This window comes from Pseudomonas sp. FW305-25, from assembly GCF_017351415.1.
Lineage (GTDB): Bacteria > Pseudomonadota > Gammaproteobacteria > Pseudomonadales > Pseudomonadaceae > Aquipseudomonas > Aquipseudomonas chlororaphis.
Genome location: NZ_JACNDE010000007.1, coordinates 51,158 through 64,794 on the forward strand (window position 1 = coordinate 51,158; position 13,637 = coordinate 64,794).

General features: G+C 63.8%; 15 protein-coding genes. 7 read left to right on the forward strand and 8 right to left on the reverse strand.

What is annotated here, in order from left to right:
* Positions 1–25: 25 nt before the first annotated feature.
* From J4E58_RS09200 to J4E58_RS09220, 5 genes are all read right to left on the reverse strand, one after another.
* Complete coding sequence (locus tag J4E58_RS09200; RefSeq protein ID WP_087091581.1) at positions 26–187, reverse strand: DUF2474 domain-containing protein; 162 nt, start codon at positions 185–187, stop codon at positions 26–28.
* The gene (locus tag J4E58_RS09205; RefSeq protein ID WP_009044526.1) at positions 174–329 is read right to left on the reverse strand and encodes a hypothetical protein; all 156 of its coding nucleotides are present in this window, start codon (positions 327–329) and stop codon (positions 174–176) included. The genes J4E58_RS09200 and J4E58_RS09205 overlap by 14 nt, the downstream gene beginning before the upstream one ends.
* On the reverse strand, positions 316–1,332 hold the full coding sequence (cydB, locus tag J4E58_RS09210; protein WP_053261802.1) for a cytochrome d ubiquinol oxidase subunit II: 1,017 nt from the start codon (positions 1,330–1,332) through the stop codon (positions 316–318). Before cydB ends, J4E58_RS09205 begins: the two co-directional genes overlap by 14 nt.
* A 15-nt stretch (positions 1,333–1,347) precedes the next feature.
* Positions 1,348–2,769, reverse strand: a complete 1,422-nt coding sequence (locus tag J4E58_RS09215; RefSeq protein WP_087091580.1) for a cytochrome ubiquinol oxidase subunit I — start codon at positions 2,767–2,769, stop codon at positions 1,348–1,350.
* Between the two features lie 127 nt (positions 2,770–2,896).
* Positions 2,897–5,221, reverse strand: coding sequence for an FdhF/YdeP family oxidoreductase (locus J4E58_RS09220; protein ID WP_087091579.1), 2,325 nt, complete (start codon positions 5,219–5,221; stop codon positions 2,897–2,899).
* Positions 5,222–5,668: 447 nt separating this feature from the next.
* Here J4E58_RS09220 and moaA point away from each other — a divergent pair, with 447 nt between their 5' ends.
* The 5 genes from moaA to moaE all read left to right on the forward strand — a co-directional run bounded on the left by moaA (position 5,669) and on the right by moaE (position 8,872).
* The gene (moaA, locus tag J4E58_RS09225) at positions 5,669–6,667 is read left to right on the forward strand and encodes a GTP 3',8-cyclase MoaA (RefSeq protein WP_087091578.1); all 999 of its coding nucleotides are present in this window, start codon (positions 5,669–5,671) and stop codon (positions 6,665–6,667) included.
* A gap of 38 nt (positions 6,668–6,705) precedes the next feature.
* A complete protein-coding gene (locus tag J4E58_RS09230) occupies positions 6,706–7,605 on the forward strand; it encodes a bestrophin family protein (protein ID WP_087091577.1) in 900 nt (299 codons plus the stop codon).
* A 92-nt stretch (positions 7,606–7,697) separates the two neighbouring features.
* Complete coding sequence (gene moaC / locus J4E58_RS09235; protein ID WP_162136180.1) at positions 7,698–8,174, forward strand: cyclic pyranopterin monophosphate synthase MoaC; 477 nt, start codon at positions 7,698–7,700, stop codon at positions 8,172–8,174.
* A complete protein-coding gene (locus tag J4E58_RS09240) occupies positions 8,171–8,422 on the forward strand; it encodes a MoaD/ThiS family protein (RefSeq protein WP_007929322.1) in 252 nt (83 codons plus the stop codon). Before moaC ends, J4E58_RS09240 begins: the two co-directional genes overlap by 4 nt.
* Positions 8,423–8,425: 3 nt before the next feature.
* The gene (gene moaE / locus J4E58_RS09245) at positions 8,426–8,872 is read left to right on the forward strand and encodes a molybdopterin synthase catalytic subunit MoaE (RefSeq protein ID WP_087091576.1); all 447 of its coding nucleotides are present in this window, start codon (positions 8,426–8,428) and stop codon (positions 8,870–8,872) included.
* A 30-nt stretch (positions 8,873–8,902) separates the two neighbouring features.
* On the opposite strand, the gene J4E58_RS09250 is transcribed toward moaE, so the two are convergent.
* Together J4E58_RS09250 and mobA are read right to left on the reverse strand one after the other, a co-directional pair.
* Complete coding sequence (locus J4E58_RS09250) at positions 8,903–9,805, reverse strand: LysR family transcriptional regulator (RefSeq protein WP_087091575.1); 903 nt, start codon at positions 9,803–9,805, stop codon at positions 8,903–8,905.
* Positions 9,806–9,955: 150 nt separating this feature from the next.
* Positions 9,956–10,546, reverse strand: coding sequence for a molybdenum cofactor guanylyltransferase MobA (gene mobA / locus J4E58_RS09255; RefSeq protein WP_087091574.1), 591 nt, complete (start codon positions 10,544–10,546; stop codon positions 9,956–9,958).
* 251 nt (positions 10,547–10,797) lie between these two features.
* On the opposite strand from mobA, the gene moaB reads away from it, so the two are divergent.
* Together moaB and glp are read left to right on the forward strand one after the other, a co-directional pair.
* Positions 10,798–11,337, forward strand: a complete 540-nt coding sequence (gene moaB / locus J4E58_RS09260; protein ID WP_009044515.1) for a molybdenum cofactor biosynthesis protein B — start codon at positions 10,798–10,800, stop codon at positions 11,335–11,337.
* Complete coding sequence (glp, locus tag J4E58_RS09265) at positions 11,334–12,539, forward strand: gephyrin-like molybdotransferase Glp (RefSeq protein ID WP_087091573.1); 1,206 nt, start codon at positions 11,334–11,336, stop codon at positions 12,537–12,539. Before moaB ends, glp begins: the two co-directional genes overlap by 4 nt.
* A gap of 31 nt (positions 12,540–12,570) precedes the next feature.
* On the opposite strand, the gene J4E58_RS09270 is transcribed toward glp, so the two are convergent.
* Positions 12,571–13,611, reverse strand: a complete 1,041-nt coding sequence (locus J4E58_RS09270; RefSeq protein WP_087091572.1) for an FUSC family protein — start codon at positions 13,609–13,611, stop codon at positions 12,571–12,573.
* Between the last annotated feature and the right edge of the window lie 26 nt (positions 13,612–13,637).

Sequence of the window (13,637 nt, forward strand, 5' to 3'; positions counted from 1 at the left end):
GGGCCTTTACCGATGCGATCAGCAATCAGTGAGTGCTCATGCCGGCCATGTGCATCATCAGCCGCAACAGGCCGGCCACCGCACCCAGGGCCAGCACACTGCCCAGCCAGATGCCCACCAGCCATGCCAGCCGCCGATACCAGGGGGCGTTCGGGTGGACGGTGGTCGATACCTCAGAGCGTTCCATAAGCCAACTCCATCATCAGTGCGGTGGCGGCGGCCAGCATCACCAGCCCGCCGAGGAACAGCAGGCTCAGCTGTGCCACCTGCTGGTAGAAAGGCCTCTGCCTGGTAGTGGTTCGAAGGGTTTCGCTATCAATGGTAACCATCGCCGATCCTCACTTTGCCGCGGAACACGTAGTAGCTCCAGCAGGTGTACATCAGGATGATCGGCAGGATGAACAGGGTGCCGATCAGGATGAACAGCTGGCTGGACGGGGGCGATGCGGCCTGCCACAGGCTGATGGAAGGCGGCACGATGTTCGGCCAGATGCTGAAGGCCAGGCCGATGTAGCCGAGGAACACCAGCGCCAGGGTGAACACGAACGGCCAGTGCGAGTGATGCTGGCGCAAGGTGCGCAGCAGCCCGAACAGCGCCAACAGCGCGAGAACCACAAGAGCGCCGAAGACCACGATATGCGCGTGGGTGAACCAGCGGCTGGCGATCTCCGGGTGCAGCATGGGCGTCCACACACAGAGCACCGCGACCACCGCCATCAGCACGAACGCCAGCGGCCGGGTGTAGTGGCGCATGCGCGATTCGAGCATGCCTTCGGTCTTGACCAGCAGCCAGGTGCTGCCCAGCAGTGCATAGGCGACGATCAGGCCCAGGCCGCAGAACAGCGGGAACGGCGCCAGCCAGTCCAGGTTGCCGCCGGCGAACTGGCGATCGACCACCGGGATCCCCGCGATATAGCTGCCAATCACGATGCCCTGGCAGAAGGTCGCCAGCAGCGAGCCACCGATGAACGCCATGTCCCAGATATGGCGTTTTTCCGGGCTGGCCTTGAAGCGGAACTCAAAGGCCACGCCGCGGAAGATCAAGCCGGCCAGCATGAAAATCAGCGGCAGGTACAAGGCCTCCAGAATCACCGAATAGGCCAGCGGGAAGGCCCCGTACAGCGCCGCGCCACCGAGAATCAGCCAGGTTTCGTTACCGTCCCAGACCGGCGCCACGGTGTTCATCATCACATCGCGCTCCTGCGCGTCCGGGATGAGCGGGAAGAGGATCCCCAGTCCCAGGTCGAAGCCATCCATGATGACGTACATCATCACCCCGAAAGCGATGATCACGCCCCAGATCAACGACAGATCTATACCTTGAATGCCCATGGGCAAGCTCCTTGTTCAGTTGGCGGGGTTGCCGGACGCGAAGGTCTCGGTGACCGCGGACAGCGGCCGGCGCGGCGTGCGGTCCTGGCCGGGGCCGCCTTGTGGCGGATGATCGTGATGCGGCTGCGGGCCTTTGCGGACCAGCTTCATCATGTAGGCGATGCCCACGGTGAACACCGAGAAGTAGATCAGCACGAACAGCGCGAGCGAGATGCTTAACTGGCTGACCGAGTGGTTCGACGCCGCATCGGCGGTGCGCTGCAAGCCGTACACCACCCACGGCTGGCGGCCGACTTCGGTGGTGATCCAGCCGGCCAGCATGGCGATCAGGCCGGTCGGGCCCATGAACAGCACCAGGCGCAGGAACAGCCGGTTGCGGTACAGCGCGCCGTTGCGGCGCAAGGCCAGGCCGAGCAGGCCGGTGAGGATCATCAACATGCCCAGCCCGGCCATGATCCGGAAGCTGAAGAAGATGATGGTCGCGTTCGGCCGGTCCTCTTTCGGGAAGCTCTTGAGCGCCGGGATCTGCTGGTCCAGGCTGTGGGTCAGGATCAGGCTGCCCAGGTAAGGCACTTCGAGCGCATAACCGGTCTTCTCGGCGTCCATGTCGGGGATGCCGAACAGCACCAGCGGCGTCGATTCATTGCCGATGTTTTCCCAGTGGCCTTCGATGGCGGCGATTTTCGCCGGCTGATGTTCCAGGGTGTTCAAGCCATGGGCATCGCCGACCACTGCCTGGATCGGCGCCACGATCAAAGCCATCCACATCGCCATCGACAGCATTTTGCGCACTTGTGGCGTGTCGTTCTTGCGCAGCAGGTGCCAGGCCGCGGACGAGCCGACAAAAAACGCGGTGGCGACGAACGCGGCGATTGCCATGTGCGCCAGGCGGAACGGGAACGACGGGTTGAACACGATGGCCAGCCAGTCCATCGGCACGATCCGCCCATCGACGATGGAGAAGCCCTGTGGCGTCTGCATCCAGCTGTTGGAGGCGAGGATCCAGAAGGTCGAGATCAGCGTGCCGATCGCCACCATGACCGTGGAGAAGAAGTGCAGCCCACGGCCGACCCGGTTCCAGCCGAACAGCATCACCCCGAGGAAACCGGCCTCGAGGAAAAACGCGGTCAGCACTTCATAGGTCAGCAGGGGCCCGGTAATACTCCCGGCGAAGTCCGAGAAGCGGCTCCAGTTGGTGCCGAACTCGTAGGCCATGACCAGCCCGGAGACCACCCCCATGCCGAAGTTGACGGCAAAGATTTTCGACCAGAAGTGATACAGGTCCTTGTAGACCGAGTTATTGCTTTTCAGCCAGAGGCCTTCGAGCACTGCCAGGAAGCTGGCCAGCCCGATGGTGATGGCGGGAAATATGATGTGGAACGAGACCGTGAACGCGAATTGAATTCGCGCCAGGTCAAGCGCTTCCAGGTTTGACATGACGATACCCTCAGAGTGGCTCGATACGCGTGCACAGCCCGGCCGACTGCGTGAGCCTCGCGGCTCGCGGTCAACGGCAATGCAGGTTTCGAAAGGGCCGGGGCGACGCGCGCCGCCCCGGGCAGGTTCAATCGACGGAGGACTGGATCAGGTTGCTGACCGGCGCCGGTTCAAGGCGAATCGCAATGAACTTCGAGGTCGGGGTGAAGGTGCGGTCGCCGTAGCTTTCCAGCGGCACCAGAGGGTTGGTTTCCGGGTAGTAGGCGGCGGCCTGGCCGGCGGGAATGTCGTAGGCGATCAGGGTGAAGCCGCTCACCCGGCGCTCGCGACCGTCGCCCCACAGCGAGATCATGTCGACCTTCTGCCCCGGCTCGTAGCCCAGCTTGCGAATGTCCTGCTCGTTGACGAACACCACGTCGCGCATGCCGTAGACCCCACGATAACGATCGTCCAGGCCATACAGGGTGGTGTTGTACTGGTCGTGGGAACGCATGGTCTGCAGGATCAGCTCCGGCTTCACGCCCAGGTCGCGCACGCCCTGGCTCACCAGGTGTTCCGGCAATACGCCGGGGGTGAACTGGGCCTTGCCGGTGGCGGTTTTCCAGATGCGCTGGGCGGCGTCGTTACCCAGGTGGAAACCACCGGGGTGCAGCAGCTTCTGGTTGAAGTCCTTGAAGCCGGGAATGGTGTCGGCGATCAGGTTGCGGATGCGGCTGTAGTCCTCGATCACCCAGAGCCAGTCGATGGGGTGGCTGCCGAGGGTGGCATTGGCGATCCCGGCGATGATCGCCGGTTCCGAACGCATCAGCGGCGACTTGGGTTTCAGCTGGCCGTGGGAGATGTGCACCATGCTGAAGGTGTCTTCCACGGTGACGCCTTGCGGGCCCTGGGCTTGCAGGTCGATATCGGTGCGCCCCAGGCACGGCAGGATCAGCGCCTCGCGGCCGGTGACCAGGTGGCTGCGGTTGAGCTTGGTGGCGATGTGCACGGTCAGCTCGCAGTTGCGCAGCGCGGCGTGGGTGCGCGGGCTGTCGGGGGTGGCCTGGGCGAAGTTGCCCCCCAGGCCGATGAACACCTTGGCCCGACCTTCTTCCATGGCGGCGATCGCCATCACCGTGTTGTGCCCGTGCTTGCGCGGCGCCTTGAAGGCAAAACGCGCTTCCAGGGCATCGAGCAACTCGGTGGGGGCCAGTTCGTTGATACCCATGGTGCGGTCGCCCTGCACGTTACTGTGGCCGCGCACCGGCGACAGCCCGGCGCCCGGACGGCCGATATTGCCGCGCAGCAGTTGCACGTTGACCACTTCCTGCACGGTCAGCACCGAGTGGGTGTGCTGGGTCACGCCCATGGCCCAGCACATGATCACCCGCTTGGCCTTGCGATACATGCGCGCGGCCAGCTCGATGTCCTCCAGGGACAGCCCGGACTGCTCGAGGATGTGCTCCCAGCGGGTGGCGTCGACTTCGGCCAGGTAGGCGTCGAGGCCCGAGGTGTGCTCGGCGATGAAGGCGCGGTCGAACACCGCCTCGCCGTTGTTGGCCAGGGCTTCGCGTTCCCACTGCCAGAGGAACTTGGCGATGCCGCGCATGGCTGCCATGTCGCCGCCCAGGGCCGGGCGGAAGTAGGCGGAGGAGGTGGGCTCGGAGCCGTTGGTGAGCATCTCCAGAGGATGCTGCGGGTGCTGGAAGCGTTCCAGGCCACGCTCTTTCAGCGGGTTGAAACAGATCACCTGGGCACCGCGTTTCACCGCTTCACGCAGCGGTTCGAGCATCCGCGGATGGTTGGTGCCAGGGTTCTGACCGATGACAAAAATCGCGTCGGCTTCCCCCAGGTCCTCGAAGGTCACCGTGCCCTTGCCCACGCCGACACTGTCGTCCATGCCCAGGCCGCTGGCCTCGTGGCACATGTTCGAGCAGTCGGGGAAGTTGTTGGTGCCGTAGGCGCGCACGAACAGTTGATAGAGGTAGGCGGCCTCGTTGCTGGCCCGGCCCGAGGTGTAGAACTCGGCCTGGTCGGGCGACTCCAGCCCGTTCAGGTGCCTGGCGATCAGGGCGAAGGCGTCGTCCCAGCTGGTTTCGACGTAACGATCCAGGCTGGCGTCGTAACGCATCGGGTGGGTCAGGCGGCCCTGGTATTCGAGCCAGTAGTCGCTTTGCGCCGCCAGTGCCGACACCGTGTATTTGTTGAAGAAGGCCGGGTTGACCAGGCGCCCGGTGGCTTCCCAGTTGACCGCCTTGGCGCCGTTCTCGCAGAACTTGACCATGCCGTTTTCCGGCGACTCGCCCCAGGCACAGCCCGGGCAGTCGAAGCCGCCGTTCTGGTTGGTCTTGAGCATGGTGTGAATATTCTTGAAAGCGTTTTCGCTGCCCAGCCAGTTCCTGGTCACGGCAATCAATGCGCCCCAACCGGCCGCCGCCCCCTTGTACGGTTTATAGCGTTCAACTTCGCTCATGATACTTCTCCAGGACATTGCACGTAGGCTGCGCCTAATGCCGAGTCATTGTTAATGACTGTTTTCTTGTGTGCATGAATAACCAACTTTAAGTGGCAGTTAATTACAGGCTGCACAGGTTTATGCACTTCGCGGATATTGCTTCAGGACTGCGGGGTCAAGCCTAAGCCGCTTATAAAGTGCCTGTCTAATCGCAAATAATGACCGGATGATCGAAATGCTCTATCAAGGAAAAAATCGATAATAATCAATTAATTAACTACTTAATATGGTCCGGAATTGGATGATTTTTCTTCTGATAAATCCCATCGATCAACCGGTTGTTAATAGCAATTAGACGGTGATTTGAAATGTCCTTAGTCTTGCCTCAAACAAGGCCCTCTATAACGGTGGCCTTCCAATAACGGCACTCGGGTCGATACACCTGAAGTGCTGACGGAGGCGGTAATGTCAGATCGAATCCTGCAGGATGGTTTTTCCAGGCGAGTCGACTATCTGCGAATGTCGGTGACCGATCGCTGCGACTTCCGCTGTGTGTATTGCATGGCCGAAGACATGCAGTTCCTGCCGCGGCAACGCATCCTGACCCTGGAGGAGCTCTATCAGCTGGCGCAAAGTTTCGTCGCCCTGGGCACCCGGAAAATCCGCCTGACCGGGGGCGAACCCTTGATCCGCCCGGGCGTCGTCGAGCTGTGCCGGCGCATCGCCGCGCTGCCGGGGCTGCGCGAGCTGTGCATGACCACCAATGGCTCGCAGCTGGGCAAGCTGGCGGCGCCCTTGTTCGAGGCCGGGCTCAAGCGCCTGAACATCAGCATCGACAGCCTCGATGCCACGCGTTTTCGCGAGCTGACCCGCACCGGCGACCTGGCCCAGGTCATCGCCGGCATCGATGCGGCGAACGCCGCCGGTTTCCAGCACACCAAGCTCAACTGCGTGGTGATGAAAGGGCGCAACGATCATGAGATCAACGACCTGGTGGGCTTTGCCATCGACCGTGGGCTGGACATCTCCTTTATCGAAGAGATGCCCCTGGGGGTGATCAGCGAACACAGCCGCGCCGATGCGTTCTTTTCCAGCACCCAGGTGCGCGAGCGCATCGCCGAGCGCTACACCCTGATCGACTCCACCGAATCGACCCAGGGGCCGTCGCGTTACTGGCGCCTGGCCGAGGCGCCGGAGATTCGCCTGGGGTTCATCTCGCCCCACAGCCACAACTTCTGCGCCACCTGCAACCGGGTGCGGCTGACCGTCGAAGGCCGGCTCCTGCTGTGCCTGGGCAACGAGCATTCGGTCGATTTGAAGCAGGTGCTGCGCAGCCATCCGGGTGAGCCGCAGCGCCTGGAGCGGGCAATAGTCGAGGCGATGAAAATCAAGCCGTACCGCCACAACTTCGCACTCAATGACGAGGTGCAAGTGGTGCGGTTCATGAACATGACCGGCGGCTAGCCCGCGCGGTTTCTCCCCCAGCAAAAGGCTGTCTTGCGATGATCGTCAGATCCAAACCCAACCTGATCAATGTGCTGATCTCCCTCAAGGGCTCGATTGCCAAGCGCATCGCCCTGCGCAGCCTGCTGGTGACCCTGCTGGCCTCGGCCATCGTGTTCATCGAGACCCTGTACCCGACCTATTTCTCCAGGGTCAATGCCACGCCGTTCACCCTGTTGGGCCTGTCGCTGTCGATCTTCATGAGCTTTCGCAACAACGCCTGCTACGACCGCTGGTATGAAGCGCGCAAGGCCCTGGGCACGCTGGTGACTGAGGTGCGTTCGATGATCCGCGAAACCCAGGCGATCAAGGACTCGCGGCAGCGCGGCAGGATCCTGCGCGACCTCTGCGGCTTCGCTCATGCGCTCAACGCCAGGCTGCGCCAGGAAGACCCGCTGAGCGCGGCGGGCACCTGGCTGAGCCAGCTGCCGTCGGCCCAGGCGCCCAACGTGCCGGACAGCATCCTGCGCCACGTCGGCCAACAGTGTTCGACCCTGACCGAATCCGGGGCGATCAGCGAATGGCGCTATACGCTGATGGCCAATCACCTGAGCAGCCTGACCAACGCCCAGACCGTCTGCGAGCGGATCAAGAGCACGCCATTGCCTTTTCCCTACACGCTGTTGCTGCACCGCACCAGCTACATGTTCTGCATCCTGCTGCCCTTTGCCATGGCCGAGCCTCTGGGCTGGCTGACGCCGATCTTCACGGCCATCGTCAGTTATACGTTCTTCGGCCTGGACGCCATTGGCGACGAGCTGGAAGACCCCTTCGGCCGGGACGAGAACGACCTGCCGACCAATGCCCTGGTGCGCACCATCGAGCGGGAGGTGCTCGATGCCCTGGGGGCGACCCAGCTGCCGCCGGTGCTGCAACCGGTGGACTTCGTGCTGAGCTGACCGACGCCCATGCATTCGCCCCGGTTCCCCCGGGCCACATCACTCAACCCAGCCAACAGGCTGCGAGGATAACCATGAACCACGATTCCACGATCCTGACTCACCTGGACGCCGAAGGCCGGGCCAATATGGTCGATGTCAGCGACAAGCCGCCCACCGACCGCGAAGCCCAGGCCCAGGCCTGGGTACGCATGCAGCCCGCCACCTTGCAACTGATCCAGCGCAACGGCCACCCCAAGGGCGACGTGTTCGCGGTCGCGCGCATCGCGGGCATCATGGCGGCGAAGAAAACCCATGAGCTCATCCCGCTGTGCCACCCGTTGCTGCTCAGCTCGATTCACCTCGAACTGAAGGCGGTCGAGCCCGACAGCGTCAGGATTGTCGCCACCTGCCGGCTCAACGGCCGCACCGGTGTCGAGCTCGAAGCCCTCACCGCGGCCAGCGTCGCCGCGCTGACCCTCTACGACATGTGCAAGGCGGTCGACCGCGGGATGGTCATCGACAGCATCCAGCTGCTGAAGAAACAGGGCGGGCGATCGGGCAGCTTTGACGCGGGAGTCACAGCATGATCCTGGTCAACTACTTTGCCCGTTATCGCGAGCAGCTCGGTATCGGCGGCGAGAAGATCGCGCTGGATGATTCGTTGCGCAGCGTCGGCGACGTGAGGACGTTGCTGATGGCCAGGGGCGAGACCTGGCAGGCGGTGCTCGGCGAAACCAGCCTGATGTGCGCGCTGAACCAGGACCTGTGCAACCTCGACGCGCCCATCGAGGACTTCGACGAGATCGCGTTTTTTCCGCAAGTCACCGGGGGCTGAGCCATGACCGTGTACGTCCAGGCCGAGGCCTTCGACCTTGATCGACTGCACCGCGAGGTGCACGGCGAGGACCCCGGCGTTGGCGCGCTGGTGACTTTCGTCGGCTATGTGCGTGACCTGAACCTGGGGGAACAGGTCGGCAGCCTGTTCCTCGAACATTACCCGGGCATGACCGAGCGTTCGTTGCAGCGCATCGTCGATGAGGCCCATGAGCGCTGGCCATTGCAACGGGTCAGGGTCGTGCATCGAGTGGGGGAGTTGCAGGTGGCTGAGCCGATCGTGTTTGTCGGCGTCGCCAGCGCCCATCGGCAGGCGGCCTTCGAAGCCTGCGCCTTCCTGATGGATTACCTGAAAACCCGCGCGCCGTTCTGGAAGCGCGAACAGACCTCGTCCGGCGAGCGTTGGGTGCAGAGCAGGGAGAGCGACCAACTGGCCGCCAGTCGCTGGTAGGGCGGGGATGCGCCCTGCGGCGCAGCACCTTCAGTCGGCCGTTGGCGCTTGCCCGGCAAACAGTTTCCTGGCTTCGGCAAAGCACTTTTCGGCAATGGCCGAGCGCGGTTCGGTCTTGCGCATCACCAGGCCCAGGGGCGCCAGCACGCTGGCATCCGGCAGGTTGATGAAGGCCAGGTTCTCGATCGGGTTTTCCAGGCCGCTGGACAGCGGCATGATCGAGCAGCAGAAGCCTTCGTGAATCGCCTGGAACAGCTGATAGGTCGAATCGCTTTCGAGGATCGGCTGCGGGTCGAGGCCGCGGCTGCGGAAACTCAGGTCGATGGATTTGCGGTAGTGCATGCCATTGCTGATCATCCCCAGGGGCAGCTCGGCGGCCTCTTCCCAGCTCATTTCGCTGCCTTCGAAATGGAAGTGGCGGGTGTCGTACAGCAGGCCGACGCGGGTTTCGCCGATCTCGAAAAACTCGAAATAGTTCGGGTTCACGTGGTCCAGGTAACACACACCCAGGTCCAGCTGGTTGTTGCCCAGGCCTTCGATGATCTGGTCCGAACTCATGGACGACAGGGCGAACTTGAGCTCCGGGAAACTCTTGGAAAGGCCCTGGACGTAGCCGATCGGGTTGAAGCTGCTCAGCGGCACCAGGCCCAGGCGCAGGCTACCGACCAGTTGGCCACGGCACGCGGCGGCCTCGGCGAACAGCCCGTCATGGGCGGCGAGCAGGGTCCGCGCCCAGGCCAGCACCCGTTCGCCGGCCTCGGTGAAACCTTCGAAACGCTGGCCACGCTTGACCAGCACCAGGTCCAGCTCGTCCTCCAGGTTGCGCAAGCGCATGGACAGGGTCGGCTGGGTGATGTGGCAGCGCGCCGCGGCCTGGCCGAAGTGTCGGGTCTGGTCCAGGGCGATAAGGAACTTGAGTTGTTTGATGTCCACGATGGCACCTGTTGAAGAAGGGTTTGATGTCAGGGGTAAGTCCAGGATGCACGAAGCGTTTGGAAATCCCGATCCGACCTTTGGAGGAAAAGACTGTGCGTCCGTTCGGTGGCACGCGGAGCTGTTAAAAAAGCCGTTAAAAAAATGCCGTTAAAAAAGTAGCTCAGGGGTATTGAAGTTGCTCAGGCGCGGGTCGTCCTCGGCACAGACCAGGGCCTGCGGCTGGTGCTTCGACAAGGCGCGCTGCAGGCTGCGTTCGCCGGCGTCCCAGTCGTGTTGCAGGCTCGCCAGCAAGGCCGTGGGGATCAGGCTGAACATGGGCTGCCAGTGGCCGGCCTGTTGCACCATCAGCACCGAGTCCGGGGCAGGGTGCGCCGCCAGCATGGCGCCGATCAGCGCGCCGTCGATTTTCGGCGCGTCGCAGGCGAACACCAGCAGCCACGGATGACGCGCCACGGCCAGGCCGGCGAGCACGCCCGCCAGGGGCCCCGGGAAATCCTTCTGCGAGTCTTCGACCAGTTGGTCGGCATAGGCCCGATACTGCTCGGCGTTGCGGTTGCAGGAGATGATCAGGTCGTCGGTGAAAGGTCGGACCGCCGCCTGCACATGGGCGATCAGCGGCTTGCCCTGCCAGGGCAGCAGGCCCTTGTCCCGGCCGCCCATGCGCGCGCCACGGCCGCCGGCCAGCAGCAGCACCGAGCAGGGGATGGGCGAAGGGGCGGCGGGGCAGGTCGGGGTCATTGTTCGAGGCACGCTGGTTGGGGGCTCAGACGATCTCATTGTCGCCCCTGCGAGTCCAATCGGAAGTATCGAATGAGCGATCAAAAGGCTCTATCGGCCGCGGATTCCACCGGCGCGGGCCGGCACGTCAGGGGAAAAAATTCCTTGATAGATGGGCTCGATAAAGTGGTCGGCCAGAGTGATTAGACACTGACGGTTTCAGCGCTTTAGCCTCTGGCCATGGTTTTTATGACTGCCCGCCGGAGAAAGACATGAGTGTGAAATCGGATGCATTGTTTGTCCCCCTGAATATTGCCGTGCTGACCGTCAGCGATACCCGCGAATACGCCACCGACACCTCCGGGCAATTGCTCGTCAGCCGCCTGCTGGAAGCTGGCCATACCCTGAGCGAGCGCAACCTGCTCAAGGATGACCTGTACAAGATCCGCGCCCAGGTCGCGCTGTGGATCGCCGATGAAACTATCCAGGTGGTGCTGATTACCGGCGGCACCGGCTTCACCGGACGCGACAGCACGCCCGAGGCGGTGAGCTGTTTGCTGGATAAGCGGATCGACGGTTTCGGCGAGCTGTTCCGGGCGATTTCCATTCTTGATATCGGCACCTCCACCGTGCAGAGCCGGGCCCTGGCCGGGCTGTCCAACGGCACCCTGGTGTGCTGCCTGCCGGGCTCTACGGGCGCCTGCCGGACCGCCTGGGAAGGCATCCTCGCCGAGCAACTGGACGCCCGCCACCGGCCGTGCAATTTCGTGCCACATCTCAAGCAGGTGCAAGCCTGCGGGACCCGCGGATGAGCGCCTCAGCGCTGATGCCGGTGGAGGAGGCCATTGCCCGCTTGCTGGCCATGGCCGAGGCGCAACGCCTGCAGGACAGCGAGCCGGTGGCGCTGGGCGAGGCGCGACAACGGGTGTTGGCCAGCGACCTGGTGGCGACCCTGGATCTGCCGCCCTGGCCGAACAGCGCCATGGACGGTTATGCCTTGAACCTCGATGCCTGGGACGGCCAGCCGCTGGCGGTGTCGCAACGCATTTTCGCCGGCCAGGCCCCCGAGCCGTTGCGGCCGGGCACCTGCGCGCGAATCTTCACCGGCGCGCCGCTGCCCGAGGGCGCCAACAGCATCGAGATGCAGGAGAACGTCGAACGGCTTGACGACGGTCGCGTGCGCTTCAAGCAGCCGCTCAAGGCCGGTCAGAATATTCGCCCGCAAGGCCAGGAGAACCGCGCCGGACAAGTGCTGCTGCGCGCCGGCAAACGCCTGGGGCCTTTCGAACTGGCTATCGCCGCGGCCCAGGGCTGTACCCATTTGCCGCTGGTGCGGCGGCCACGGGTGGCGTTGCTGTCCACGGGCGATGAACTGGCCGAGCCGGGCACCGCCTTGCGCCCCGGCTGCATCTACAACAGCAATCGCACCCTGCTCAGTCACTGGTTGAGCGCCCTGGGCTGCGAGGTGGTCGATGCCGGAATTCTCCCCGACCAGCCGCAGCAGACCCGGCTGCGCCTGGAACAATTGCAGTGCGCCGCGGACCTGATCCTGACCACCGGCGGCGTGTCCGCCGGCGACGCCGATTGCCTTGGCCAGGTACTGCGCGAGTGCGCCACCCCGGTGTTCTGGAAGCTTGCGATAAAACCCGGCAAGCCGCTGACCGTGGGGCGCTTCGGCACCGTGCCGGTGATCGGCCTGCCCGGCAACCCGACCTCGGCCCTGGTGACCTTTGGCCTGCTGGCCCGGCCGTATCTGTTGCGCATCCAGGGCGTCGAAGAGGTCATGCCCTTGAGCTTCCCGGTCAGCGTCGGTTTCGACTGGCCGAAAGCGGGAGGCCGCCGCGAATACCTGCGGGCCAGGCTGGAGGAGGGCCGCGCCGTGCTTTATCCGAACCAGAGTTCCGGTGTGTTGCTGGGCGCTTCATGGGCCGATGGGCTGGTGGAAATCCTTGAGGGCAGCACCTTGCGGGCCGGCGAGCCGGCGCGCTTCATTCCGTTCAGCGAGTTGTTCTAGCCGGCGCGGTCTGGCGGCAGGCGCGGCGCACTCAGATCTTCCAGTGCTCCGCGCTTTTGGCCAGGCGCTGGCGCATCTCGTTGAGGTTGGCCACCAGTTGCCGGGTCAGCAGGCGGTAGCCGTCCAGCGCGCTGTAGACCGAGGTGTCGAGGGTCGAGGAGGACGGGCCATCCAGGGGCCGCCCCAGGCGTCTGGTGGCGCCGGATTGCAGGGCGCGGGCCATGCCCACCAGCTGTATGCGCACCTGCCGGTGCTCATGCTTCATGAGCTGTTGCAACTGTTCGCGGGCCTGTGGGGCACTAAGGTCCGGCCGGGTATTGCCGAGGATTTCCAGGGTGCTGAAGCACATGCGCAGGTTGCGCTGGATGGCGTCCAGTTCGGTCATGGAGATCCGCACTTCCTTGGACACCGAGGGCATCAGCGAGCGCAGTTGCAGCAAGGTGCTGTTGAGGCGCCCGAGCAACTTCAGGTGTTCATCATCGGTTACCGACTGGCCGCCGATGATGCGTCCGTAAAGGGTGGCGCAGTCGCGCAAGGCGCTGGCCAGGTTGTAGCGCCAGGAATACACCGCGTACAACGGAATGGCGAAGGAGAACGCCAGGGCCAGGGCGATACCGATGAGGATATCCACGGTGCGCCACAGGCCATCGCTGACGTGGTTGTCGCCGTGGCCGGCGACGATGAACACGGTGATCGCCGCCAGCAGCGCGGTGTAGCCGCCCTTGCCGATGGCGTGATAGGAGAAATACCCGCACACCACCGACATCCCCAGGTAGGTCAGCCAGGACAGGCCCAGGTAAGCCTGCTGCACCACCAGCACCAGGCCGACGCCCGCGCCGATCAAGGTGCCGATGGCCCGTTCCGCGGCCTTCTTGCCAATGTTGCCGTGGTGCTGCAAGCCGCCGATCACCACCAGCATGGTCACCGACGCCCATTCGCCGTGGGGCAGATTGAGGCCGGTGGTCAGCGCGATGGTGGCCAGCAACCCCAGGGCCACGCGCACCGCATGGATCAGCTTGGCGTAGCGGTAGCGCCGATACGGGTCCAGTACCGGGAGCAGGAAGCGGCGCAACAGCGGTGGCAGGCGGAAGGTCTGGC

Bases quoted from the DNA above. Each gene is read 5' to 3' on its own strand.
- J4E58_RS09200 (WP_087091581.1), bottom strand. From the start codon at position 187: ATGGAACGCTCTGAGGTATCGACCACCGTCCACCCGAACGCCCCCTGG.
- J4E58_RS09205 (WP_009044526.1), bottom strand. From the start codon at position 329: ATGGTTACCATTGATAGCGAAACCCTTCGAACCACTACCAGGCAGAGG.
- cydB (WP_053261802.1), bottom strand. From the start codon at position 1,332: ATGGGCATTCAAGGTATAGATCTGTCGTTGATCTGGGGCGTGATCATC.
- J4E58_RS09215 (WP_087091580.1), bottom strand. From the start codon at position 2,769: ATGTCAAACCTGGAAGCGCTTGACCTGGCGCGAATTCAATTCGCGTTC.
- J4E58_RS09220 (WP_087091579.1), bottom strand. From the start codon at position 5,221: ATGAGCGAAGTTGAACGCTATAAACCGTACAAGGGGGCGGCGGCCGGT.
- moaA (WP_087091578.1), top strand. From the start codon at position 5,669: ATGTCAGATCGAATCCTGCAGGATGGTTTTTCCAGGCGAGTCGACTAT.
- J4E58_RS09230 (WP_087091577.1), top strand. From the start codon at position 6,706: ATGATCGTCAGATCCAAACCCAACCTGATCAATGTGCTGATCTCCCTC.
- J4E58_RS09240 (WP_007929322.1), top strand. From the start codon at position 8,171: ATGATCCTGGTCAACTACTTTGCCCGTTATCGCGAGCAGCTCGGTATC.
- moaE (WP_087091576.1), top strand. From the start codon at position 8,426: ATGACCGTGTACGTCCAGGCCGAGGCCTTCGACCTTGATCGACTGCAC.
- mobA (WP_087091574.1), bottom strand. From the start codon at position 10,546: ATGACCCCGACCTGCCCCGCCGCCCCTTCGCCCATCCCCTGCTCGGTG.
- moaB (WP_009044515.1), top strand. From the start codon at position 10,798: ATGAGTGTGAAATCGGATGCATTGTTTGTCCCCCTGAATATTGCCGTG.
- glp (WP_087091573.1), top strand. From the start codon at position 11,334: ATGAGCGCCTCAGCGCTGATGCCGGTGGAGGAGGCCATTGCCCGCTTG.